Below are 23,071 nucleotides of genomic sequence, written 5' to 3' on the forward strand. Positions count from 1 at the left end.
TTGTCCTTATTGTTGTTTTTATAATCTAACAGAAGCGCTAGGCAAAAAAATAGCCGAATACGATGATTCGGCTAAGATTATTGTATGAGTATTATTGAGCGGCAGCATCCACAACTGGAATTTTCCCAATTTTTGCTTGCCAGATTTTTGGCGCAGTCGCATGGATCGAAGTACCATTCACATCAACTGCAACAGAAACAGGCATATCTTCAACCACGAATTTGTAGATGGCTTCCATACCCAAGTCTGCAAAAGCAACCACTTCAGCCTCACGAACTGCTTTAGACACGAGGTAAGCTGCACCACCAACGGCCATTAAGTAAGTTGCTTGATTGTCTTTGATCGCTTCAATTGCAGCAGGACCACGATCCGCTTTACCAATCATACCGAACAAACCAGTCGCTTCTAACACTTGACGAGTGAACTTATCCATACGGGTTGCGGTTGTCGGGCCTGCAGGACCAACGACTTCATCGCCAACTGGATCGACTGGACCCACGTAGTAAATGAATTTACCTTTGAGATCGACTGGAAGTTCTTCGCCATTATTTAGCATGTCAACCATGCGCTTATGTGCAGCATCACGACCTGTATAAATTGTACCATTGAGAAGTAATGTATCGCCTGGCTTCCAAGAATTCATTTCTTCTTGTGTAATGGTATCAAGATTCACACGTTTTGATTGAGATGAATCCCAAGTTACAGCAGGGTAGTCTTCAAGTTTAGGTGCTTGGATGTGTGCTACACCAGTACCATCTAACTGGAAGTGTGCGTGGCGTGTGGCAGCACAGTTCGGAATCATACCCACAGGTTTACCCGCAGCGTGACATGGGTAATCCTTGATTTTAATATCAAGAACTGTGGTTAAACCACCCAGACCTTGTGCGCCAATACCCAATGCATTTACTTTTTCGAAGATCTCGATACGGAGTTCTTCCATCTTACTTTGTGGGCCACGACGAAGTAATTCGTCCATGTTGATTTCTTCCATGAGTGCTTCTTTGGCAAGCATCATGGCTTTTTCAGCAGTACCACCGATACCAATACCGAGCATACCCGGTGGACACCAACCTGCACCCATCGTTGGAACAGTTTTAAGTACCCAGTCTACAATTGAGTCAGATGGGTTCAACATTGCCAATTTAGATTTGTTTTCTGAACCACCACCTTTGGCAGCAACTGTAATATCTACTTTGTTACCCGGAACGAGTTTGTAGTGAATCACGGCAGGGGTGTTGTCTTTGGTATTTTTACGACCAAAAGCTGGATCTGCTAAAACAGAAGCACGGAGTACGTTTGAGTTTTCTAAGTAACCTTGGCGTACACCTTCGTTTACAGCATCATCCAAGCTCATGGTTAAATCAAATTTAACATCTAAGCCGACTTCAAGGAAAACGTTAACGATCCCTGTATCCTGACAGATTGGTCGGTGACCTTCAGCACACATACGTGAGTTGATCAGGATTTGGGCAATAGCATCTTTTGCAGCTTTGTTTTCTTCACGATCATAAGCACGGCTCATCGCTTGGATGAAGTCTTGTGGGTGATAGTAAGAAATAAACTGCAGGGCATCCTTGATTGATGTAATCAAGTCATCTTGTTTGATGATCGTTGTCATATCAAATTTCTCTTGAGCGGGCGATTAGCTGGCGGGCTAAATTATATGACAAAAAGCAATGAATGTGGGAGTTTTAGCTTAGATTTGGCTAAAGGTCTAAATAGGCAGGAGACGTGTTGAAATTTTTAGTTTTCCTTATGTGTGGCTGGCCGCATGGAAAAACAAGTCTAATAAAAAACCATCTACTTTTTATCTGGTAGATGGTTTTTTATAATATCAGGATCGTGATTTAATCCTGTTGCGCTGCCTGAATCGCCGTTAAGGCAATGGTAAACACAATATCATCAACCAAAGCACCGCGAGACAAATCATTTACGGGCTTGTTTAAGCCTTGTAGCATTGGACCGACACTGACCACATTCGCTGCACGTTGTACTGCTTTATAGGTGGTGTTACCAGTATTGAGATCAGGGAAAATAAATACATTGGCACGACCCGCAACTTTAGACTCAGGTGCTTTTTGACGTCCAACGCTTTCAACTGAAGCCGCATCGTATTGTAGAGGCCCATCAATCAGTAAATCAGGACGACGTTGTTGGGCGATCTTGGTTGCTTCAGCCACTTTTTCAACATCGGCACCTGCGCCTGACGTACCTGTTGAATAACTAATCATGGCAATACGCGGATCAAGACCAAAGGCTTTAGCAGAGTCTGCAGATTGAATCGCAATTTCAGCAAGCTGTTCAGCATTTGGATCTGGATTAATTGCACAATCGCCGTAGACATAAACTTCATCAGGCAACAACATAAAGAAGATTGATGAAACTAATGAGTAGTTCGGGGCTGTTTTAATCAATTGAAATGCAGGTCGAACGGTATTGGCAGTGGTATGAATTGCGCCAGATACTAAGCCATCGACTTGATCAAGTGCTAACATCATTGTACCAAGGACTACAGTATCTTGGAGCTGTGCTTTTGCTTGTAATGCATCTAGCTTACCTTTGCGTAATTCAACCATAGGTTCAATATATTGGTCACGAATACTATCGGGATCAAAAATTTGCAGATCAGCTGGAAGCTGAATACCACGTGCTTTAGCAACTTCAGCAACAGCTTCAGGTTTCGCTAATAAAATACATTCAGCAATACCACGTGATTGGCAAATCGCTGCGGCTTGTACAGTACGAGGTTCATCACCTTCAGGTAGTACAATGCGTTTTTTCGCAGCAATCGATTTTTGTACCAGCTCGTAGCGGAATGCAGATGGAGATAATCGTGGATTCAGGTTGTTCTGGGTATGTTGATCGAGCCAACTATTATCAAGATGGCTTGAAACAAAACGCGTCACTTGTTCAGCACGCTCAATATCATCTACGGGAATTTCATTGCCAAAATGATATAGGCGTTGTGCTGTTTCTAATGTGTCTAGCGAAGTGTGTAAAATTGGTAGACCTTGTTTAATAGCACCTTGGCAGAATTCTAAAATATTTGCGGCTGGAGCGGCTTGTTCAGCTAAAACTAAACCCGCCAAAGGAATTCCATTACTGCTTGCAAGACTTGCTGCAAGTAGGGCATCTGTACGTTGAGATGCACTAATGATGAGTTCGCCAGCAACAAATTTATGTAATTCTGCTTCAATATCCGATGCGATTAAACTGGTATGTAAAATACGGCGTTGTTTTGCTTCACCCTCATTTAACCAAGTACCATTAACAACAGTGGCAATATCTAAGCTACGCGGTACGCTGAGAATATTACTGAATGGCACTAAACCAATGATAGGTAATTCACTTGTGCCAATAAAACGATTGTAACGTTGTAATTGTATTGAAAATTCAGCAATTTGCTTATCTAAACGCAAACTTGGATCAAGTGTGACAGGAATTGCTGCTGTACTTTCAGGAAGACCTTTGGTTCGCATAAATAAAATGCCTGTGGTGCGCGGTGATGCAGCACCTCCGAATTGACGCAAATGTGCATCAACTTTTTCAGCTGTTTTACGTGGGTCAGCTAAATCTGCTGTGCTGACCAAAACGACTTGGGCATCGAGTGCTTGTGCAAGTGCGGCATTAATTTCACTGGCAAAGTGATCTTGTCCATTGGGTACAAGACCTTCGACAATAATCACATCGTGATTGGCTGAGATTTTACGATGCAGTGCAACAGCTTCTTCGAGTAGCTCATCTGTTTCGCCTAAACCAAGAAGCTGGGTGAGCTTTTCATAAGCAATCGGTTCAACAGATTGATGTTGAAATAAATGACGATAAAGTGTTGCAGTACGATCAACGGTTGAATCTGCTAATTGAGAAAATGGTTTAAGAAAACCAGCATTAATCCCTTTACAGTCTAAAGCGTAGATCATTCCTAAACAGGCAGATGTAAGACCAACCCCTTCACCTGTTGGAATCAGTAAAATCGTATTCATAAGAACCTTAAAATTTATCTAAATTTTGTGAATTAAGCGAGCTGTTCAATGACTTGACGCGTTTCTTTCGCAATGCGTCCTTCTTCGTCTGTAGGTACAACCCAAATTTGTGGACCTGTGCCATTATCGATTCGACCTTCAGTGCCGCGTGCTAAGGTATTATTTTTTTCTGTACTAAATTGCAAACCAAAGTGTGGTAGATAAGCCAAGGTTTTTTCACGAACATAAGCTGAGTTTTCACCGATTCCACCCGTGAAAACTAAACCATCTAAACGCGGTAAACCACAGCTCAAAGCAGATAATGATTTTGCTAAACGATAGCAGAATACTTCAATCGCCAGTGTTGCTCCTTCATGACCATTACCCGAAGCTTCAACTAAAGTGCGCATGTCGTTTGACAGACCAGATAAGCCAAGCAATCCACTTTCTTTATTCAACATACTGTCAATTTTCTGGATACTCCAGCCTAAATTACTTGCAAGGAATAAATGTAAGCTTGGGTCAACATCACCACTACGTGTACCCATCACTACACCTTCTAATGGAGTCATGCCCATAGAAGTATCAAGACTTTGACCATTCCAAACCGCACAAGTTGAACTACCATTGCCTAAGTGAGCACTGAGCCAGCCCCCTTGATTTTTTGCACCCGCGAGTTCACTTGCACGTTCAGTCACATAAGCGTGGCTTGTTCCATGAAAACCATAGCGACGGACATGGTGTTCAGTATATAAATTTTGCGGTAAAGCATAACGATACGCGTGTTCAGGCATGGTTTGATGGAATGCAGTGTCAAATACAGCAACCTGTGGTAATTCAGGGAACAAACGCATGGTTGCTTCAATCCCAATCAAATGTGCAGGATTGTGCAAAGGTGCAAGTGGTGTTGCAGCTTCGATGCGACTTACAATTTCAGGTGTTAATAGTTCTGCTTTGGTTAAATTGCCACCATGAACAACACGATGACCGATCGCTTGTGGATTGTAGTTCGCTAAACGTGCAAGAAGAGTTTCAAGTGCTTTGGCGTGATCTGCATGTGGAATCGAAAGTTCAAGTGGTTCACCACCAATTGTAACGCCTTTGATCCGCGCTTCAGCAGAACCTAAGTTTTCTGCTAATCCATAAATACGATCTTCACGGCGTTCTGAGATAAGCGCGTATTTGATTGAAGATGAACCACAGTTAATTACAAGTACAGATTTAGCCACGTTTGAACACCTAACAAATTTTGAATTTTATGACGAACACTTTTGATCTTGCTGCAACGTGTCGAGCAGAGCAATCACGTGCAATGTTTTAACATGGGTTGTCATATTGGCGAAGATAGACTTTAGCCTATACAACTGATTTATAATTGAATCTAATGATTATAGAGTGTAAATACAAACTTCTTAGGATGAATCTGTTTATTTTGATCAGGTTTTTTGTATGAAAATATGTGAAAACACGATAAAGATCAAATAAATGAGCTTTACCGTGCAGCGTTTTACTTGGATCTAAATGCCTTATTGGCGTATTTGACCATCACCAAATACGATCCATTTCTGAGAGGTTAGACCTTCCAGACCAACTGGACCGCGTGCATGAATTTTGTCTGTTGAAATTCCTATTTCTGCACCGAGGCCATATTCAAAGCCATCAGCAAAGCGGGTTGAAGCATTGATCATCACTGAACTTGAATCAACTCGTGCGAGAAACTCACGTGCTAGACTAAAGTTTTCAGTAATAATCGCATCGGTATGATGAGAACCATATTTATTAATATGTTCGATTGCTTCATCCATACCTGTAACGACTTTGATTGCAAGAATAGGACCTAAATATTCAGTGTACCAATCTTCTTCGGTGGCTGTTTTAACAGACTCACCTAAGATACGTTGTGTTTCCGCACAACCTCTTAGTTCAACTTGTTTATCTGCATATAGTTCAGCAATACTTGGTAGGAAATCTTCTGCAATTTCTTCATCAACAAGTAATGTTTCCATCGCATTACATACGCCATAACGATGTGTTTTTGAGTTGAGCGCAATTGGTAATGCTTTTTGTAAATCTGCTTGTGCTTCAACAAAAACATGGCAATTGCCATCTAAATGCTTGATCACAGGAATACGTGCTTCATTCGTTACACGTTCAATCAAGCTTTTACCGCCACGAGGGACAATCACGTCTACAAATTCAGTCATTGTGATTAAATGACCTACTGCTGCGCGGTCAGGTGTGTCAATCACTTGAACAGCATGTTCAGGTAAGCCAGCAATTTGTAAACCATGCTGAATTGCGATTGCAATTGCTTTATTCGATTCAATTGCTTCTGAACCACCGCGTAGAATAATGGCATTTCCTGATTTTAGTGCTAATGATGCGGCTTCAAGGGTAACATTCGGTCTCGATTCGTAGATCATACCGATTACACCTAAAGGAACCCGCATTTTACCGAGTTGAATACCTGATGGACGGTAAGCTAAATCCGTAATTTCGCCGATTGGGTCAACAAGTGCAATAACATCTTTTAACCCTTGTAGCATGCCTTTAAAGCGAGCAGGAGTGAGTTCAAGACGATCAAGGAGGGCAGAATCTAATTGACGTTGGTGACCATTTTGCATATCAATTTGATTGGCTGCCAAAATTTGTGCTTGATTATTTTCTAAAGCAGTATAAATTGCAGACAGAGCATGGTTCTTTAGATGCGTTGATGCGCTCATTAAGATACGAGACGCTTTACGTGCCTGAGTACCAACCTGTTGCATATAGTTTTGAATAGAATCTTGCATAGCATTTTGACGATTGCATATATTTATAATGATAGTAACAGTCAAATGCTGAACAATGAATAGGCTGAACTGATAATTCAAAAAATTATAGATTGTAAATTTTGAGTAGCTCTTTTGATTTAAAATTGAATTTACAAGCTGATTACATATTTTGAAAAATATTATTGATCTAAACAAGATAAGTGGTTAAGGAAATGATTGCGTATAAATCATGCATTTGTATAGAATGAAAAATGTATAGGATAAATGTAATACAAATTTTATAAATTTGTTAACTTGTAACTAGAACTCACTAAAAATGAGACTAATTACAGCAAAAAAATAAACAAGGATGGAGGAAGGATATGAATTCCATAATCCAAATGGACTCGGATTTAAATCATACCTACACAGGGTTTGGTTTTTTCGACATATACAATAAAAACAGTTTTAAACAACCAGCGCGTACTACATGGATAGATGGTTGGAAAATTGAATATATGGCAATTGCAGATCCTAAGACGATCTACAACACGCCAATTGTAATTGTCGGGGGCGCATTTCAAAATTTTAACTCTTATAAGTATTGTGTTGAGCAACTCTTTGAGAGTGGTCCTGTCATATTGATTGATTTACCATCAATGGGCGCAAATCAGCAGATTCGAAATGTGGATACAGGCGAGTCAGCTGGAATTCTTGAATTACCAGATTTATCAAAAATGTTGGGTCAATGGCTTGATATTGTTGGGATTGATAAAGTTTCTGTCATGGGTATGTCGTTGGGTTCAGTTGTTGCATCTTCATTTGCACACCAACGTCCTGAACTGATTGATCGTATGGTCTTGATGGGTGTGATGCAAAAAACCCGTAAAAGCTGGCGTATGTTGCTCGAGGAATCTTTACACTTGATGCGTGAAGATCGTATGGAGGAGTTTGGGCAAGCAGTTATTTTGTATCTTGTGAATCATGCCAAGCTTGATAAAACGCGGATGTCTCCAACGGCAAAACGTTTATTCTTTAGACAGATGGCAGAGTTTACTGCAACTGAACGTGAGCGTTACGAGATTAATTGCAATCGACTACTCCGTTTAAGCAATGTACCTGTTGCGCAGTGTAAAACTCTTGTTGCAGCAGGGCAGTACGACAGCTTTACTTTGCCACATGAAAATGCTGACTTTGCTTTGCAATGTAATAATATGGAATTTGCATTAATTGCCAATGCAGACCATGTTCCACAATTACAACGCCGCAAAGAAACGATGACGCTTTTTACTACGTTTTTAAAGGGAGAATCCATCGACAATCTTGATGGTGTTATTCCAATGAACCGCGAACAGATGAAAAACATTGAGCGTCGTGGTGAAGAACGTATTCCTGTTTTAAAACCAGACACTAAATTATCACATCGACATTCAGATATCGAAGTAGCAGTAAAGATTGTAGATATTACGTTCTTTGGGGTGTATCTAAAACTTGATCATTTGGATCAGCTTGATTTTGTTAGCCAGCATCCACGAGATTTAGCCTTACATTTGGCTGATGAAGAAGGTGAGTTTAAAATAGAATGTTTAACATTTGAGGCAACTGAACAGGGTTTACGTATCTTGTTTAAACACGGTAGTTTCGACGTTGCGGATCGTTTATCTCGTTTTATTGAGCGTCAGAAACAAATTTAATTATTTTTTAATAGAATTTAAAAGAGAAGTGTTTTGAATTCACTTCTCTTTTTTTGATTTTTATTTATTGGTCGCTTGAATCATCCAAACAAGATCACCGAGATGCTGTTCCTTGTTTTCTAAATGTGTTTGTTCAAAGAATTCTTTAGGTTGAAGCACTTCAACTTGCTTAAAACCAGCTTCATGAAAAAAATTCTCTACCTCTGCTGGTGTCTTAAAGTGGAAGCTAAAAGCGCTGCGTGACATTAATTTCAATAAACGACTACTATTCCAGATAATGGTTGCTAATTTATTTTGAGTGGGTTCTGGATAAAGATCGGTTAAATAATGAAGTTCTTTGAAGTCGCGGCCATAGATCGCAATTGCTTGAATAAGTTGCTGAAGTAACGGCTTTTCAAAGTAGTTAATTAAGCCTTCACTAATAATCACCAAAGGTCGTTTAGGGTCAAAGACTTTAAATACGTTTGCAAATGCTTCTGTAAATAAATCAACGGATAGGACATCATCAACATGTGGTTCAATTTGTTGTAATGCTGCTTGTTTTGTAGCGGCCATATCAGGTAAGTCAAGCTCACGATAGCAAATGTCTGGGTGATGCTGTCTAAACCACCAACCTCGTGGCGATAAGCCACATGCAATTTCAAGTACTTGTAGGTTTGGATATTGCTGAACCAATTGCTCTAAATGCGTATCAAGCATGGTATGGCGTTGTTTCAAGGTTGTTCGCATACTTCCACCAACATACTTTTCTGCCCAACTTTCAATCGGATGGACTAAGGCTGCTAGTGTTTTTCCTTTGGTTGTCGCTAATGCAGGATGGGAAATGCCCATTTGATACCAAATATAGCCGGTATAGTGTGCAGTAAAAGAAATATGGCGGTGTTTCGAAAGTTGTTGTGTCATCTGTCCTAGACTCAATTTTTTTCATTTTATTCTGTTCCTATGCACAACCCATTTGCGCGAGGAAATTGACCTATTCATTTTTAAATAGATCAATTGGAGATGGTGTGTTAAATCATCTTTTGCTTATTGGCAAGTTAAAACGAATTCTTAAAGTCTTCAATGACTTTTTTTGCGTTCTGCCAACTTTCATCTAAATTTAGTGTCGAGCCTACTTGGATGTTTGGAATTTTACCGCGCATACGCTCTAGACGTTGTTGATTTGGTAAAGCCAATTTTTGAATGCCATCTAAAGCTGTACATGCTGCTGTTCGATCATTACACACTAATCCCATATCACAACCCGCATTTAATGCCGCTTGAATACGTGCATCAGCACCACCAGCAACACATGCAGCTTGCATACTGAGATCATCAGAGAACAAAACGCCGTCAAATTTGAACTGCTGACGTAAGATATTTTGCAGCCAAAATGAAGAAAAGCCAGCAGGGTTTGGATCGACTTGATCATAAATCACATGCGCAGGCATTAAAGCATCAAGTTGAGGCATTAATTTGATAAAGCTTTGCATATCTTTGTCGTAAATTTCTTGATATGAGCGACTATCAATCGCCGCAGCGACATGTGAATCAGCTTTTACAGAACCATGTCCAGGGAAATGTTTTCCAGTTGTCGCCATGCCTGCTTGTTTCATTCCACGCATAAAGGCATCAGCCAGTGGAACGATGTCTTGCATATTTTTAGCAAAGCTTCGATCACCAATCACATCACTAATATCATTGAGATCTAAGACTGGAGCAAAACTAAAATCGATACCTACAGCGAGAACTTCAGTTGCCATTAACCAACCACACTGTTGGGTTAACTCAATTGCTTGTTCGGGATGATGTACATAATGTTCACCAAGTCGCCCCATTGCAGGTAACAAGGTGAAGCCTTGTCTTAAACGTTGAACACGCCCACCTTCTTGATCGACAGCAATCAGAATATCTGGACGGACTTGGCGCATATGGTCAGTTAAAGCGCGAACTTGTTGAGGAGACTCAATATTTCGTGCAAATAAAATCATGCCACCGACTTGCGGAGCTTGTAATAGTTCAATATCTTCTTGAGTAAGTTCTGTGCCAGCAACGTCTAGCATCAATGCGCCGATCATATAGATTCCATTTGAATTTTGATGTAAAAAAAGCGATAGCTAAATTGTGCAATGATTTGCTACATTTTGTCAGTACAGAATATGATAAAACTACATGATATTGATGATAAGTGCTTGTTGGTCATTTATTTATAATGATTAACCTGTACTTCAGTTTGGTAAAAATATTGAATGAAATATGTTCATATTGATTGTACTAGCATGTAATAATTGCCATATCCAAGGAAGTACCAAAATTTTATGAAACTTCAAATGATAGCGTGTGCAGTTGCAATCGCGACTGGTGGTTTATTTTTTTCTCATACAATGAATGAGGCATTTGCGGCAACGGAAGCTCCTGTTGTTTCAACCGTGATCAAGCCATCACAAGAACAAGCATTGGTCGCACGTCAGTTGGCAACATTAGTTGATCGTCAGCATTATCTGAATATGCGTTTAGATGCTGCGACATCAAATCGTATTTTAGATATGTATTTGGACAGCTTAGATCCAGATCATTCATTATTTCTGAGCAGTGAAGTTTCAGAATATAAAAATAAATATGGTTCAAATTTTGGTAGCTCATTAAAAGCAGGAAACCTAACTGGACCTTTTGCGATTCATGCCCAATATCGTGAACGCTTGAAACAATTCTACGAATTTATGTTGGCTGAATTGAAGAAGCCACAAAATTTACAGCAAAAGGGTGTTTACCTTGATATTGATCGCGAAAAAGCGCCTTATTTTCAGACGTCTGCCGAGCAACAAGCACATTGGCAGAGAATGTTGGTGTCTCAGCTAATTAATTTAACGATTAGCAAAGAAGAAGAGCAAGCGAAGCAAAAGGCTTTGAAGGCTGATCCATCGCTTGCAAATGGTCAGGATTTAACTGGTCCAGAAGATTTAACACCAGTACAAACGCTGACAAAACGTTATACGCGCCAGCTTGAACGTATTGGTCGTGTAAAGAGCGATGATGTTTTAGATAAAACATTAAATGCAATGTTGGCAACTTACGATCCACATAGTAATTATTACCCTCCTATTGATGCGATGGAGTTAAATCGCCAGACCACATTGCAACTTGAAGGCATTGGGGTATCTATTCGCCCAGAACGAGGCAATGAAGATTACACCAAGATTGAAACCATTGTTGAAGGTGGGCCAGCGAGTAAATCTGGTCAAATCAAATCAGGAGATCGAATCATTGGCGTTGCCCAAGACGGCGAAAAAATGATTGATGTCATTGGTTGGTCGAGTTCAGAAATTGTTGGATTGATTCGTGGTAAGCGTGGAACTAAAGTAACGGTTCGCTTACTCGGTGCGGGTGCTTCCATGAGCCAAGCACGTAATGTGAGTTTAGTCCGAGATGTGATTCAGGAAGAGGATGCGGGTGTTCGCTCACGTACAGTTGAAATTACACGTGATGGGAAAAAACATCTTTTCGGTGTGATTGAAATTCCATCTTTCTATTTTGATTATCGTTCACGTCGAGCTGGTACAGAATATCGTTCAGTTTCAGAAGATACAGCAAAAGCATTTGAATCGCTCAAAGCACAGAAAGTAGAAGGTGTTCTGGTTGATTTACGTAATGACCCAGGTGGTTCATTAGAAGAAGTTGCTCGTATGCTGGGTCAGGTGATTAAATCTGGTCCAGTTGTACAAATTCGGGATGGCAATGGCAATGTGAATGTCTTTGAAGACACTGATGGCGGAGAGCAAATTTATGCTGGGCCAATGGCAGTGCTTGTTAACTTAGCCTCTGCATCTGCGAGTGAGATTTATTCTGCGGCAATCCAAGATTATGAGCGCGGTATTATTATAGGTAGTACCACGACAGGAAAAGGCACCGCTCAGGTTCAGTTAGACTCCTTAGCACATGGTCAGGCAACGTTAACTCAACGCAAATTCTATCGTGTCACGGGTGGAAGTACGCAGAACAAAGGCGTGATTCCTGATATCAAACTTGTTGATATTTACAATGAAGAGTTTGGTGAGCGTAAAGCTAAAAATGCATTGAAATGGGATACCATTCCAACAGCTCCTTTCAAGCGCGAAGGTTCTGTGCAACCGTATATTGCTAAGCTTACCCAATCTTCTGAACAGCGGGTGAAAGCTGATTCACAATTTAATTATTTAGAAGCTCGAAAACTGATCGCACAAAAAAGTTCTGATCAGAAGAAAGTTGAGTTAGATATTGCTCAACGTCGAGCTGAGCTAATTGATTTAGAAAAGCAAACACTCAATGCTGAAAATCAGCGTCGTATAGCGACAGGTCAGGCACCTTACGCCAACTGGGAAAGCTATCAGGCTTCGATTGATGCATTAATTGAGTCACGTGCCAAAATGAAAGCTTATGCACGACCAGCATTGCCTGAAGAAGAAACCTTTATTACAGAAGCTGCAAATGTTTTGATTGACTACGCAAAGTTACAAAGCCATTAAACTACAGTTATAGCAATATAAAAAAGCCCTTAAATTGAGGGCTTTTTTATTGATTAGATTTTTAGTTATTCACACGAATCCAGATTTGACTACGACCCAATACTGATACGCCAACATAACCTCGTAAATGTAACCTTTGTCCATTGTTACTTAACTTTGCTGCGAGACTATACATACGACCAGTGTTTGGATCTAAAATTTTTCCATCTGCATAAGACAAATCCTTTTTATACTTCAGCTTAGTAATTACATTTAAGCCTAAGATGGGTTTGTTCGTGTAAGGAGCAGGGCAACCCGTACAGAATTCTTTTGGTGTATAACCTGTTCGCGGGGTAATTTTAATAACTTTACCAATATAAGTTCCATCAGCTTCTTTGATAATTTCAACCTGTCCTTTAGGCGCTCCTGTTACATCGTCAACGCTTTGCCAAGTACCTACGATATCTTGTGCGAAAGTCAGATGGCTAAGACTAAATAAGAAGAAAAACGTAATGAGTTTTGTGTACATGTCTAAGCTACTCAGCCACTATTATTGTCTCTCTATTATTTCGGATTTTTAATCCTAGATTCAATTATTCTTTTACAATTGTGTATTTTTTTAATAATTGAAATTTCAAGGAATTTTTTTAAAGTTTAATAAAAAAACACCCTTAATTCTGAAAGAAATAAAGGTGTTTTATAGTGCTAAACCGTGATCAATTTGATCCAATATAGATGGTCGGCGTGATTATGTCGTTTTAAAATTTATTCATCGCGAAGCCAAATTTGATTACGACCTAATGCAGATACGCCAACATAGCCTCGCAAATGTAAGCGTTTGCCATTAGAACTTAATTTTGCTTTCATACTATAAACTTTGCCAGAATTTGGATCTAGAATACGACCATTAACATAGTTCAGCCCCTCACCTTGTTTTAGGCCTGTCATCACGTCTAAGCCTAAAATAGGTTTATTGGTATATGGTGCTGGGCAGTCTACACACGTTTCTTTTGGTGTGTAACCCGCACGTGGAGTAATCTTTACAATCTTACCCGCATAAGTACCGTTCGCTTCTTTACGAATTTCGACTAAAGCTTTTGGTGCACCAGTTTTGTCATCGATACTTTGCCACATACCTGTAATATCTTCTGCAAAGCTTAGACTACTCATTACAGATAAAATCAACGCACCGAATAATTGTTTTCCCATCATTAAAAATCCTTTTAACGTTTGAACTCCCATTATGTAGGATTTTTGACAACTAGTTCAATATAAATTGACATTTCTGTGACAAATTAAGAAAGAGACAAAATAAAAGTGGGTAGCCATATAGCAGTAAACACACCATTCACAGCCATACCAAAAGCGGCATAACGACCTGTAACAGGACCTCGCTGCCATGCTTGTGCTGTACCAATTGCATGAGCTGCCAAACCTAAAGCTAAGCCTGAAGCCCGTTCATCATGGATATGTTTTAAAATCCACGGAGAAAATGCGGCGCCAATGACTCCAGATAAAATCACAATCAGTGATACCATCATCAGAGGAGCGTGTAATAGTGTGGCAATATTCAGAGCAATTGGCGTCGTTACAGCTCGGGTTGCAAAAGCCATAATTGTTGGTTCTGACATGTGTAATAAATATGCAAGCCCCATCGGCAATGCAACTGCACTGATACTTGCAAAACACAAAATGCCAATCATCGATTTAATTGGTAAATCATCATAACGCATTGCAGCCAGTGGAATTGCCAAAGCGACAGTCACATAACCAAGCAAATGATTAAAGACACCATTCACATTATTCATGTACTGTTCATAAGGAATACCCAAAATTGCGAGTAGTCCGATCACAATAAACATCGCAAAAACAATTAATGGAATCTGTGGAATTTTTTTGTTTAAAGGTTTTGCGATGAGATAACTGATTAAGGTAATCACGAATCCATATATAACCATTAACATATTCATGAACTCCTATAACCAGCGTTTTGCCATTTTGGCGTAAATCCACAATGGCAATAAAGTACTCAAGGTTAAGACAAATAAAAAGATTGGAATTTCTTTGCCTAAATGTACCAACATGATCAAAGAGCCAGCACAGATTGGCAAAAATGCAAAAGCACTTTCTTTCATGATTTTGTTGTTGGTATCTATAAGACGATTGGAGATTTTTCTAAATCTTCTCCAAATTAATAAAGTTGCAAGTAAGCTGATCAGTCCGACGAGATTACCTAATTCTGGATGATGAAAGACCGTGGTAATAGCAACAGCGCCTTCACGAAATACAATAATTAATAGAATCGTGCAAAACCAAGCTGTCCAATCAATTTCTTTCATCTTTTTTCTAACTCTCACTTATGAACGATTATTACATTGATGCTTACTTTTCAAATTCTTCCAAAGGCCTGTGAAATAAAGCTGCTTGGTTTCCAAGAATTTCATCTAATGGTAGGTGTGCTTGTTTGATCAGTTGATGCAATTTTTGTGGAGCAATACAAACTGATAAATGCAAATCACCTTGCTCATCATATTGTTCAGTTTGAATGACATTGAGTGTATAAAGTTGTGTGCGTAGTTTACCGTAAGCAGGTTTGAGAACTAAGTCGAAATGTTGTAACTGTCCCATCAGGCATTGTTGAACAGCTTGGCTTAATAAATCTAATCCCTGCCCAGAATGCGCAGAAACATAAACGCGATCAGGTAAATCTGCTGCCTTATAAATGATTTTTGCCGTATCACCGCTGAGATCAATTTTATTGTAAACATGAAGAATCGGTGCATCGGCTCCAATTTCTTTCAGCACAGATTCCACTGCTTCGATTTGTTCAGGCATGTTAGGGCTACTGCTGTCAATTACATGCAAAAGTAAGGTCGCTTCTAGTGTTTCTTCTAAGGTCGCTTTGAAAGATTCAACCAAATCATGCTGTAAATTTCTCACAAATCCAACAGTATCTGCGAGTACGACAGTACCAATACCATCCCATTCTAGACGACGTAAGGTTGGATCGAGTGTTGCAAAAAGTTGGTCTGCTGCATAGACATCACTTTGGGCTAAAATATTAAACAGTGTCGATTTACCGGCGTTGGTATAACCAACCAAAGAAATCGTTGGAATTGCTGCTTTTTGGCGTGCGGCACGACCTTGTAAACGCGTCTGTTGAACTTTAACCAATTTGTCTTTCAGTTGGGTAATACGTACTTTGATGAGTCGGCGATCAGTTTCAAGTTGTGATTCACCTGGCCCACGTAGACCAATCCCACCTTTTTGTTGTTCTAAATTACCTGTAAAACCACGAATTAAACGAGTAGATAAATGTTTGAGCTGTGCGAGCTCGACCTGTAATTTACCTTCATGTGTCCGTGCGCGGAGTGCGAAAATGTCTAAAATAAGCCCTGTGCGATCAATCACACGGCATTTTAAGATTCTTTCTAAATTACGTTCTTGAGCTGGTGAAAGAGAGTGATCAAAGATGACTAATTCAGCTTCTAGCTGCTGAACTAATTCTGCAATTTCATCAACTTTGCCTGAGCCAATAAAAAATTTAGGGTCTGGCTTATTTCTTTGTACAGAAATATGCTCAAGAATTTCAGCACCAGCGGATTGAGCGAGCAATCGAAACTCTTCAGCATCAAGGTCATCGAGTAACTGCACAGAAACACTGACTAAAATTGCTCGTTCACCACCTTGTTGCCGCTCAAAAAATTCCACGCTGTTATCATATCCTGAGTATTGAAGCCTTATTCTAGAATAAACTTCAAGCAAAGGGCAAAGGCTTCATGGATTTATATGATGTGATGGTGAAGAAGTTTGATAAAACCAACGAGTGTGCCGATATATAAAATTGACCAACCCAAAAACATTCTTAAAGCATAGCCATAAGGAATATTCACTTGATTATGAGATGTTGTGTGTTGAGGATTCATCATATGACTTCTTAATTTATTAATTCGATTTATTTATGATATTTAATTTTAAAAACCTTTTAAAATTGAAAATAATTATATTCACATTCGTTTTTTCTCATGGTGGTAACTTTTATAAATAGATACGGGCATGATATAAGTGAGCTAGTTCAATGTAATGTGCATACATGCGTACGGTTTTAATGATTTATGACTCAAGAAGCAACAGCAGCAAATAACACACCATTAAATTTCATCTCTAAATTGAGCTTGTATAGTAAAAAATTAGCCTCAGGTCTAGAAACAATTGGTGAAGGTTTTTATCTCATTTATCGACACGGTTTATACAAAGACCCGAATAATCCAACGAATACGCGTTATGTTCAGTATTTTTGCCGCCGTTTATGCGAAGTTTTTAATATCGAAGTTCAGATTCATGGCACTATTCCACGAGAACCAGCGCTTTGGGTGAGTAATCATATTTCTTGGTTAGATGTTGCTGTACTTGGCTCTGGAGCACGTATTTTCTTCTTAGCAAAAGCAGAAGTCGAAAAATGGCCTATTTTGGGTAATCTAGCAAAAGGCGGTGGAACCTTATTTATTAAGCGTGGTTCTGGTGACTCGATCCGAATAAAAGAACAAATTACAGAATTTTTAAAACAAGATATTCCAGTTTTGTTCTTTCCAGAAGCCACAACCACAGATGGTCGTCAGGTCAAAAAAGTACATGGGCGCTTATTGGGTGCTGCGATTGACGCGCAACGTCCAGTTCAAATTTGTGTGATTTGCTATGTCAATCAACAAGGTGAATTAGATCTGGTCGCACCATTTATTGGTGAAATGTCTTTTGCAGAACATGTGCAACGTGTTTTAGAAATGCCAAAAGTTACCGCTCATTTATTGACCCTACCTGCAATTCCTGTAACAGGCCATACGGTAGATAGCTTAACTAAAGAAGTTGATCGTCAAATGCGAGCAGGGCTGCTTGAGTTACAAAGCAAAGTTTTAAATACTTAGCCATAACAATACTCGCTTTAAATTACATAAAGCCTTCAATTGGCAGCCATGAAATAATTTTCAGTCCTGCCTTTTGCCACCATTTCATTCGAGGTTCTTTTGTATAGATGACAGGACCTTGTGGTGTTTCACGTCGCCATGTAATTTTTTTATTGGCATCTAACACTAATTTATAGGCATATTTACTTAGATTTTGATCCATAGTCGCATGAACAGCTTGCGCTAAAGGTGGGCTATCTAAAAGCACGCCAATTTCAGTGTTCAGATAAGCAGAGCGTGGATCAAAATTAAATGAACCAATAAAAACTTGCTTTTCATCTAGCGCCATCAGTTTGGCATGTAAACTGGAACGGCTTAGTCCTTTGATATTTACTTTTGCTTTCTTCGCGAGTTCTTCAGTATGTTTATCGAGATCATTTTTATTTAAGGCTGGGAGGAACTCATATAGCTGTACACCATGTTCCAGTAAATCTTGACGATATTTTCCATAAAATGCATGAACAACTGCGACATCATTTGCCTGAAATGAGTTTGTGAGCACTCGAACCTCGATTCCATCTTTTGCAAGATCATTGAGAATTTTAGCCCCCTTTTTTTCAGGGACAAAATAAGCCGAGATGAGGTCAATATTTTTTTCAGGTTGTTCTAAATGGTTAATCAATTGGAAATTAAGGTGTTCTTGTTTTTTTGCTTTTGATTTAATTTTGTCAGGAGAGTCTTTTACAACCTCAGCTTTTACCCAGTTTAAAGGAATATCCCGACTGATAATTGAATCAATTGCCTGTGAGTTGCCAGTCAGGTCAAGAAAATTCTGTACCGTTGCTCTCTTATAATGCTCATCAAGTTGCTGTTTTAGGCTCTCATAGCTTAAGCGATGAGCATTTTGATTGACAATTTCCCTTACATCGTAAGCGTAACTGTGATTCCAGTATTCGTCAAAAGATTGTGAAATGTCATTGACCGCTTTGCCTACCAACATCACATCGACATCAGAAAACTGATAGTTATCACTCACGTTGTAGTATTGATTCGTCATATTACGTCCACCAATCAAGGCAACTTGTTGGTCTGCAATAAAACTTTTGTTATGCATTCTGCGGTTGATACGTTTTAAATCTAAAATCATATCAAGCGCACGGTATTTGCGAAAACGATAGGGATTGAATAATTTAACTTCAATATTTGGATGCTGTGCCAGAGCTAAGAAGATTCCTTCAGTTTTCTTTGCATTGTTATCATCAATAAGTAATCGAACTTTGACACCACGATCTGCTGCGCGAATCAGCGCATGCAAAGCAAGAGCACCTACTTTGTCATTGTCCCAAATATAATATTGCAAATCTAAGGTTTTCTCGGCCTTATCAATTAAACGTAGTCGTGCTGCTAACGCTTCTAGGGGTTCAAATAAAACGTGATAACCCGTCAATCCAGGATTTTGTTGTTCTAAAGGCTGAATGATCTGAGCCAAAGTTGTCTGATTTATTTCTAATTGTTGAATGTTAGATTGTTGTATTGGCTCTATTTTATGTTTAGGTAGTGTGCTGCATCCTGTGATTGTGATCGCAATACTGCAATAAATCGCAAGCATACTTTTATTGTAAGTAGTTGTACTTATTTTTGTATGTTTACGATTTAGATGAGAAAATTGCGTCATAATCTTTACTGATTAAAAGTTGGACTTGAGTATAGCATTTCATCAAAAATTATAAATATGAGATGCGATGTATGCCCTAATGTCAGATTAATGAGAGTGGTAATGTCGAATTCGGACACAGTTATATTAATTTTCTATATTATTTTTATTGTTCTAGCCTTGTGGGCATTCGCTCAGGCATGGACTCATCAAGCAAGAACTGAAACGATTCATCCTTTTAAAGCTTTTGTACATCTAGCTACATTTTATCTTTCTTATTTGTTAGTTCCTCTCTGGTTTTTTAGCTTGTATGCAGGTTGGTCTGAGTTTTACAGTTTACATGAAAGTATTTTTGTTTTCCTTTTAACGAGCATATTGATTTATGCACGATTTATTGAACCACATATGGTTCATGTTAAACATCATCAATACCGTTTAAATCCGGATCGTGATTTTATTCAACCAGTTAAAGTGGCCTTGATTGCAGATATGCATGTGGGATTGTTTTCTGGTCATGAACGTCAATTAAAAAGCATTGTTAAAAAGTTAAATGAAGCTAAACCAGATATTGTAGTGGTTGCAGGTGATTGGACTTATGAACCTGAGAATCGCTTAATTCAGGAACTCTCAGTACTAAAACAAATTCATGCCCCTGTATATTCTGTCCCCGGTAACCATGATGAGCAGTATCCTGGTCCACCTATACAGACATTGTTAAAAGATGCATTAGAGCAGAATAATGTGATTGATATAGAAGGGCAGATTATCGATTTTGATGAGTTTCGCTTAATTGGAATTGGTGATTTATGGGCGGGTAAAGCAAATATGCGATTTATGCCAGACTTACCACAAGATAAACCATGGCTCATTTTATCTCATAACCCTGATACAGTAGATATGGTGCCAGCATTACCTACACGACCATTAATGCTGGCTGGTCATACACATGGAGGGCAAATAGAACTTCCTTGGATTACAACGTATATTATGAAAAAAGTGTCTATCTTAGGGCACAAAAAAGGTTTTTATACACATGAACATGCTGATGTATTTGTAACAGTTGGAACTGGAATGGTTGGCGTTCCATTTCGCTTTCGAGTTCCACCGACGATTGATATTATTGAACTCATATAAATTAAAAAAGCCAACTTTAAATAGTTGGCTTTTTTAAAAAATTACAACCTAAGGAATAATAATAATCGTAACTCGGCGGTTATTCGCGCGGTTCTCGTCAGACGTATTTGGTACGAAAGGTTGGCTTGCACCACGACCAATCACAGTGACATTATTGGGTTTGAAACCCTGATGAATGAAAATCGAAGAAACACTTTGAGCACGTTCTTCAGACAATTTCTGGTTATACTCAGGATTACCAATATCATCAGTGTGACCCACAACTTTTAATTTTTGCAGATCATATTTGTTCAATTGATTGGCAAGACGAACGATTTCTCTTTGATGTTCAGGTTTGATATCTGCTTGGTCAAAGTCGAAAAGTAAACGTTCAGGTAGACCCAGACTCCAACCTTCTTCTGTTAAAATGAAACCTTCTTTTTTAAGCATTTTGACTTGACGATATTTCAAAGAACCAAAACTTAAACAGCCAGCCAATGTTAGGCAGAGTAACGCTACAAAGGAGATCTTGAAAGTGTGAGTGCGCATAACATGTCCTAAATTTCTGGTTTATAAAGAAACCAATGTGGATTTAAATTTTTAGCTTTATACATTGCTTGATCTGCTTGCATGACTAAATCATCTGGATTGTCTGCAAACTGTGAAAAAGCAATCCCTAAACTAAAGCTAAAATGGATAAGTTGACCGTTAAAATCCAAAGGCTCATCACAACTTGCTAGTAAACCTTCAGCGATTGTTTGTAAATGATCAGAATGATGGATGGTATGCAAAATGATTGCGAATTCATCACCACCCAAACGGGCAATAAAGTCTTCTTGTCTGACAGACTGCATTAATCGATTTGCCATTTCTCTTAATACCGCATCCCCAGCAAGATGACCATAATGATCATTAATTGCTTTAAACTTATTATTATCTATGAAAATTAGTGCTGAATTGTGACGAAATTGATTATTTTTAAAAATATTGAGTAGTTCTTCATAAAAATAGTGTCGATTAGCTAAACCTGTGAGCTGGTCATGGCGAGCTTGAAATGAAAGTTGGAGATTCTCTTTCTGTAAATGAGTATGCCAAACTTGTATTTCTTCTAAGAGCTCATTAAATACCGTATTCAGATTTTGAAACTCTTTAATATGGTTATTTGGAAAACGTAAGTTGTAAGCTTTTTGGTCACTCACTAATTGAGCAATATGGGTTAATGGTTTGATCGCTTGCATGATTTGGCGATAGGTAAGATTAACCGACCATAACAGTGCAATCACAATAAAAAACATTGATATGGCTAGACCAATAATGATGGTTTTTAAGAAATGTAAAATATTTTCTGAGCTGCCATATAAAACTAATTCGCCGACTTGTTTCTTATGATGAATAACCGTCAGTTTAATTGGATCATGTAGAAACCATTTATCTAATACGCTTTGTAAAAATGATGTGTGGTCGATTTGCTTGGTACTTTCTGCTAATAATTGATGCTCTGGAACATAAACATGAATACTACGAATCGCATGTTCTGTTGTGTAGTCCGCTAAAATTTGATCAATTGCTCCTTTGTCCTTGAAGACAACAGCGGGCTGGATTCGTTCAAGTAGCGTTTGACTTAATAGTTGTAAATTTTGTTTGGCGTGCGTTTCCATTGTGAATATGGAAATTGTTGCAAAAGTACAAGAGCAAATTAAAAAAGTAATTGCAAAAATCGTAAATTGAGATTTACGGAATAAAGCATGTAGCGAAGTAGATTGATATAAATTCGAAATCACTTTAATTACTCCGTATTCTTCGCCAAGATTAAGACTCGGGGGTCGATATGAACTTTGGAGTAACTCAAAGCATCTAGATTTATTTTAAATGTAGAAGAGGTCTTTTTGTTGTATAAACAGAAAATACTGCCAATTTCACATGCTGGATTATTAATGCTTAATGACAGTAATGAACGCGATGGATAAGCTTGAATCAAGTTTTGTTGTTGTTGCGGTGTTGTTGTTGAGAAATACACAACATGACATTCTGTTTTTTAAAATCTTTTGAATTAACAGCTTGTACCTGATAATCATACCCAAGTTGTTTAATATTGGATTGAAATTGCCTCGAAGCCTCAGCATTATCTATTACACAAATAATTGGGCGAGATGTATTCGACCACTTGCTATAACTCAATATAGTTAATGCTAATTCATAAAAATTATGATTTGAAATGGCGTAACAAATCTGACTCGTAGCGATCAAGGCTAAAAGCAACAGTAATTGTACTTTTTTAATAATAAACCGTATTTTCAATCAAAAATGCCAAAAAGTTTGAAGCAAGAGATACATTCTACTTAACTTAATTGTTTAAAAAAAGTTCTTATCGATAAAGAAAATAGACAAAAAGTAACTGAGTTAGTCTAAAAAACGTCCACTTAAATAAAAAGATTAGGAAAGGGGGTTGTGTTGGGAGAGGAATGGTGTAGAATGCACATCCATCGGCGGTGATGCAGATAAAAACTTGTTGAGAAACAAGGATTTGGCTAGAT

The 23,071-nt window shown here is 38.6% G+C and carries 18 protein-coding genes and 1 pseudogene; 4 read left to right on the top strand and 15 right to left on the bottom strand.

The features are described from left to right. Window positions 1-91: 91 nt before the first annotated feature. The 4 genes from CDG56_RS12745 to CDG56_RS12760 all read right to left on the bottom strand — a co-directional run bounded on the left by CDG56_RS12745 (window position 92) and on the right by CDG56_RS12760 (window position 6,754). On the bottom strand, window positions 92-1,618 hold the full coding sequence (locus CDG56_RS12745) for a fumarate hydratase (RefSeq protein WP_087548085.1): 1,527 nt from the start codon (window positions 1,616-1,618) through the stop codon (window positions 92-94). Window positions 1,619-1,847: 229 nt separating this feature from the next. Further along, on the bottom strand, window positions 1,848-3,983 hold the full coding sequence (pta, locus tag CDG56_RS12750) for a phosphate acetyltransferase (RefSeq protein ID WP_087548086.1): 2,136 nt from the start codon (window positions 3,981-3,983) through the stop codon (window positions 1,848-1,850). A gap of 32 nt (window positions 3,984-4,015) precedes the next feature. Continuing rightward, on the bottom strand, window positions 4,016-5,191 hold the full coding sequence (locus CDG56_RS12755; RefSeq protein ID WP_087544039.1) for an acetate/propionate family kinase: 1,176 nt from the start codon (window positions 5,189-5,191) through the stop codon (window positions 4,016-4,018). A gap of 297 nt (window positions 5,192-5,488) precedes the next feature. Next, window positions 5,489-6,754 carry a glutamate-5-semialdehyde dehydrogenase gene (locus tag CDG56_RS12760; RefSeq protein ID WP_005156167.1) on the bottom strand — a complete coding sequence of 422 codons (1,266 nt, stop codon included), beginning with the start codon at window positions 6,752-6,754 and terminating at the stop codon, window positions 5,489-5,491. Between the two features lie 344 nt (window positions 6,755-7,098). Between CDG56_RS12760 and CDG56_RS12765 the strand changes: the two genes are divergently transcribed. Then, window positions 7,099-8,409, top strand: a complete 1,311-nt coding sequence (locus CDG56_RS12765; RefSeq protein WP_087544038.1) for an alpha/beta fold hydrolase — start codon at window positions 7,099-7,101, stop codon at window positions 8,407-8,409. 60 nt (window positions 8,410-8,469) lie between these two features. Here the strand turns inward: CDG56_RS12765 and CDG56_RS12770 are convergent, their stop codons facing one another. Both CDG56_RS12770 and nagZ read right to left on the bottom strand, forming a co-directional pair. Beyond that, on the bottom strand, window positions 8,470-9,312 hold the full coding sequence (locus CDG56_RS12770) for a class I SAM-dependent methyltransferase (protein ID WP_087548087.1): 843 nt from the start codon (window positions 9,310-9,312) through the stop codon (window positions 8,470-8,472). A gap of 134 nt (window positions 9,313-9,446) precedes the next feature. Further along, the gene (gene nagZ / locus CDG56_RS12775) at window positions 9,447-10,466 is read right to left on the bottom strand and encodes a beta-N-acetylhexosaminidase (protein ID WP_087548088.1); all 1,020 of its coding nucleotides are present in this window, start codon (window positions 10,464-10,466) and stop codon (window positions 9,447-9,449) included. 240 nt (window positions 10,467-10,706) lie between these two features. Between nagZ and CDG56_RS12780 the strand changes: the two genes are divergently transcribed. Beyond that, window positions 10,707-12,890: a carboxy terminal-processing peptidase gene (locus tag CDG56_RS12780; protein WP_004660463.1), complete on the top strand. Its 2,184-nt coding sequence runs from the start codon at window positions 10,707-10,709 to the stop codon at window positions 12,888-12,890. 61 nt (window positions 12,891-12,951) lie between these two features. Here CDG56_RS12780 and CDG56_RS12785 read toward each other — a convergent pair whose 3' ends face one another. The 5 genes from CDG56_RS12785 to hflX all read right to left on the bottom strand — a co-directional run bounded on the left by CDG56_RS12785 (window position 12,952) and on the right by hflX (window position 16,580). After that, window positions 12,952-13,398: a DUF2147 domain-containing protein gene (locus tag CDG56_RS12785; RefSeq protein WP_005156153.1), complete on the bottom strand. Its 447-nt coding sequence runs from the start codon at window positions 13,396-13,398 to the stop codon at window positions 12,952-12,954. 236 nt (window positions 13,399-13,634) lie between these two features. Beyond that, entirely contained in the window at window positions 13,635-14,078 is a 444-nt protein-coding gene (locus tag CDG56_RS12790; protein ID WP_162620852.1) for a DUF2147 domain-containing protein, read from the bottom strand. 86 nt (window positions 14,079-14,164) lie between these two features. After that, complete coding sequence (locus CDG56_RS12795) at window positions 14,165-14,833, bottom strand: LrgB family protein (RefSeq protein WP_005156147.1); 669 nt, start codon at window positions 14,831-14,833, stop codon at window positions 14,165-14,167. A gap of 12 nt (window positions 14,834-14,845) precedes the next feature. After that, entirely contained in the window at window positions 14,846-15,208 is a 363-nt protein-coding gene (locus CDG56_RS12800; protein ID WP_004660470.1) for a hypothetical protein, read from the bottom strand. Between the two features lie 43 nt (window positions 15,209-15,251). Further along, window positions 15,252-16,580, bottom strand: coding sequence for a ribosome rescue GTPase HflX (hflX, locus tag CDG56_RS12805; protein ID WP_046738402.1), 1,329 nt, complete (start codon window positions 16,578-16,580; stop codon window positions 15,252-15,254). A gap of 404 nt (window positions 16,581-16,984) precedes the next feature. On the opposite strand from hflX, the gene CDG56_RS12810 reads away from it, so the two are divergent. After that, on the top strand, window positions 16,985-17,791 hold the full coding sequence (locus CDG56_RS12810; RefSeq protein ID WP_087548089.1) for a lysophospholipid acyltransferase family protein: 807 nt from the start codon (window positions 16,985-16,987) through the stop codon (window positions 17,789-17,791). Between the two features lie 22 nt (window positions 17,792-17,813). Here the strand turns inward: CDG56_RS12810 and CDG56_RS12815 are convergent, their stop codons facing one another. Continuing rightward, entirely contained in the window at window positions 17,814-19,379 is a 1,566-nt protein-coding gene (locus CDG56_RS12815) for a phospholipase D family protein (RefSeq protein ID WP_413772787.1), read from the bottom strand. A gap of 168 nt (window positions 19,380-19,547) precedes the next feature. Here CDG56_RS12815 and CDG56_RS12820 point away from each other — a divergent pair, with 168 nt between their 5' ends. Beyond that, the gene (locus CDG56_RS12820; RefSeq protein WP_087548091.1) at window positions 19,548-20,558 is read left to right on the top strand and encodes a metallophosphoesterase; all 1,011 of its coding nucleotides are present in this window, start codon (window positions 19,548-19,550) and stop codon (window positions 20,556-20,558) included. A 48-nt stretch (window positions 20,559-20,606) separates the two neighbouring features. Here the strand turns inward: CDG56_RS12820 and CDG56_RS12825 are convergent, their stop codons facing one another. The 3 genes and pseudogenes from CDG56_RS12825 to CDG56_RS12835 form a co-directional block, all read right to left on the bottom strand. Beyond that, on the bottom strand, window positions 20,607-21,086 hold the full coding sequence (locus CDG56_RS12825; RefSeq protein ID WP_087548092.1) for an OmpA family protein: 480 nt from the start codon (window positions 21,084-21,086) through the stop codon (window positions 20,607-20,609). 8 nt (window positions 21,087-21,094) lie between these two features. Next, window positions 21,095-22,318: a diguanylate cyclase domain-containing protein gene (locus CDG56_RS12830; protein ID WP_087548093.1), complete on the bottom strand. Its 1,224-nt coding sequence runs from the start codon at window positions 22,316-22,318 to the stop codon at window positions 21,095-21,097. Between the two features lie 5 nt (window positions 22,319-22,323). Next, window positions 22,324-22,796: pseudogene (locus tag CDG56_RS12835) on the bottom strand (YfiR family protein). Window positions 22,797-23,071 lie beyond the last annotated feature (275 nt).

The organism is Acinetobacter sp. WCHA39 (assembly GCF_002165385.1).
In the GTDB taxonomy this organism is placed as follows: Bacteria; Pseudomonadota; Gammaproteobacteria; order Pseudomonadales; family Moraxellaceae; genus Acinetobacter.

Bases quoted from the DNA above. Each gene is read 5' to 3' on its own strand.
- CDG56_RS12790 (WP_162620852.1), bottom strand. From the start codon at position 14,078: ATGGGAAAACAATTATTCGGTGCGTTGATTTTATCTGTAATGAGTAGT.
- nagZ (WP_087548088.1), bottom strand. From the start codon at position 10,466: ATGATCGGCGCATTGATGCTAGACGTTGCTGGCACAGAACTTACTCAA.
- pta (WP_087548086.1), bottom strand. From the start codon at position 3,983: ATGAATACGATTTTACTGATTCCAACAGGTGAAGGGGTTGGTCTTACA.
- CDG56_RS12780 (WP_004660463.1), top strand. From the start codon at position 10,707: ATGAAACTTCAAATGATAGCGTGTGCAGTTGCAATCGCGACTGGTGGT.
- CDG56_RS12760 (WP_005156167.1), bottom strand. From the start codon at position 6,754: ATGCAAGATTCTATTCAAAACTATATGCAACAGGTTGGTACTCAGGCA.
- CDG56_RS12800 (WP_004660470.1), bottom strand. From the start codon at position 15,208: ATGAAAGAAATTGATTGGACAGCTTGGTTTTGCACGATTCTATTAATT.
- CDG56_RS12815 (WP_413772787.1), bottom strand. From the start codon at position 19,379: ATGCTTGCGATTTATTGCAGTATTGCGATCACAATCACAGGATGCAGC.
- CDG56_RS12795 (WP_005156147.1), bottom strand. From the start codon at position 14,833: ATGTTAATGGTTATATATGGATTCGTGATTACCTTAATCAGTTATCTC.
- CDG56_RS12785 (WP_005156153.1), bottom strand. From the start codon at position 13,398: ATGTACACAAAACTCATTACGTTTTTCTTCTTATTTAGTCTTAGCCAT.
- CDG56_RS12825 (WP_087548092.1), bottom strand. From the start codon at position 21,086: ATGCGCACTCACACTTTCAAGATCTCCTTTGTAGCGTTACTCTGCCTA.
- CDG56_RS12765 (WP_087544038.1), top strand. From the start codon at position 7,099: ATGAATTCCATAATCCAAATGGACTCGGATTTAAATCATACCTACACA.
- CDG56_RS12770 (WP_087548087.1), bottom strand. From the start codon at position 9,312: ATGACACAACAACTTTCGAAACACCGCCATATTTCTTTTACTGCACAC.
- CDG56_RS12810 (WP_087548089.1), top strand. From the start codon at position 16,985: ATGACTCAAGAAGCAACAGCAGCAAATAACACACCATTAAATTTCATC.
- CDG56_RS12745 (WP_087548085.1), bottom strand. From the start codon at position 1,618: ATGACAACGATCATCAAACAAGATGACTTGATTACATCAATCAAGGAT.
- CDG56_RS12820 (WP_087548091.1), top strand. From the start codon at position 19,548: ATGTCGAATTCGGACACAGTTATATTAATTTTCTATATTATTTTTATT.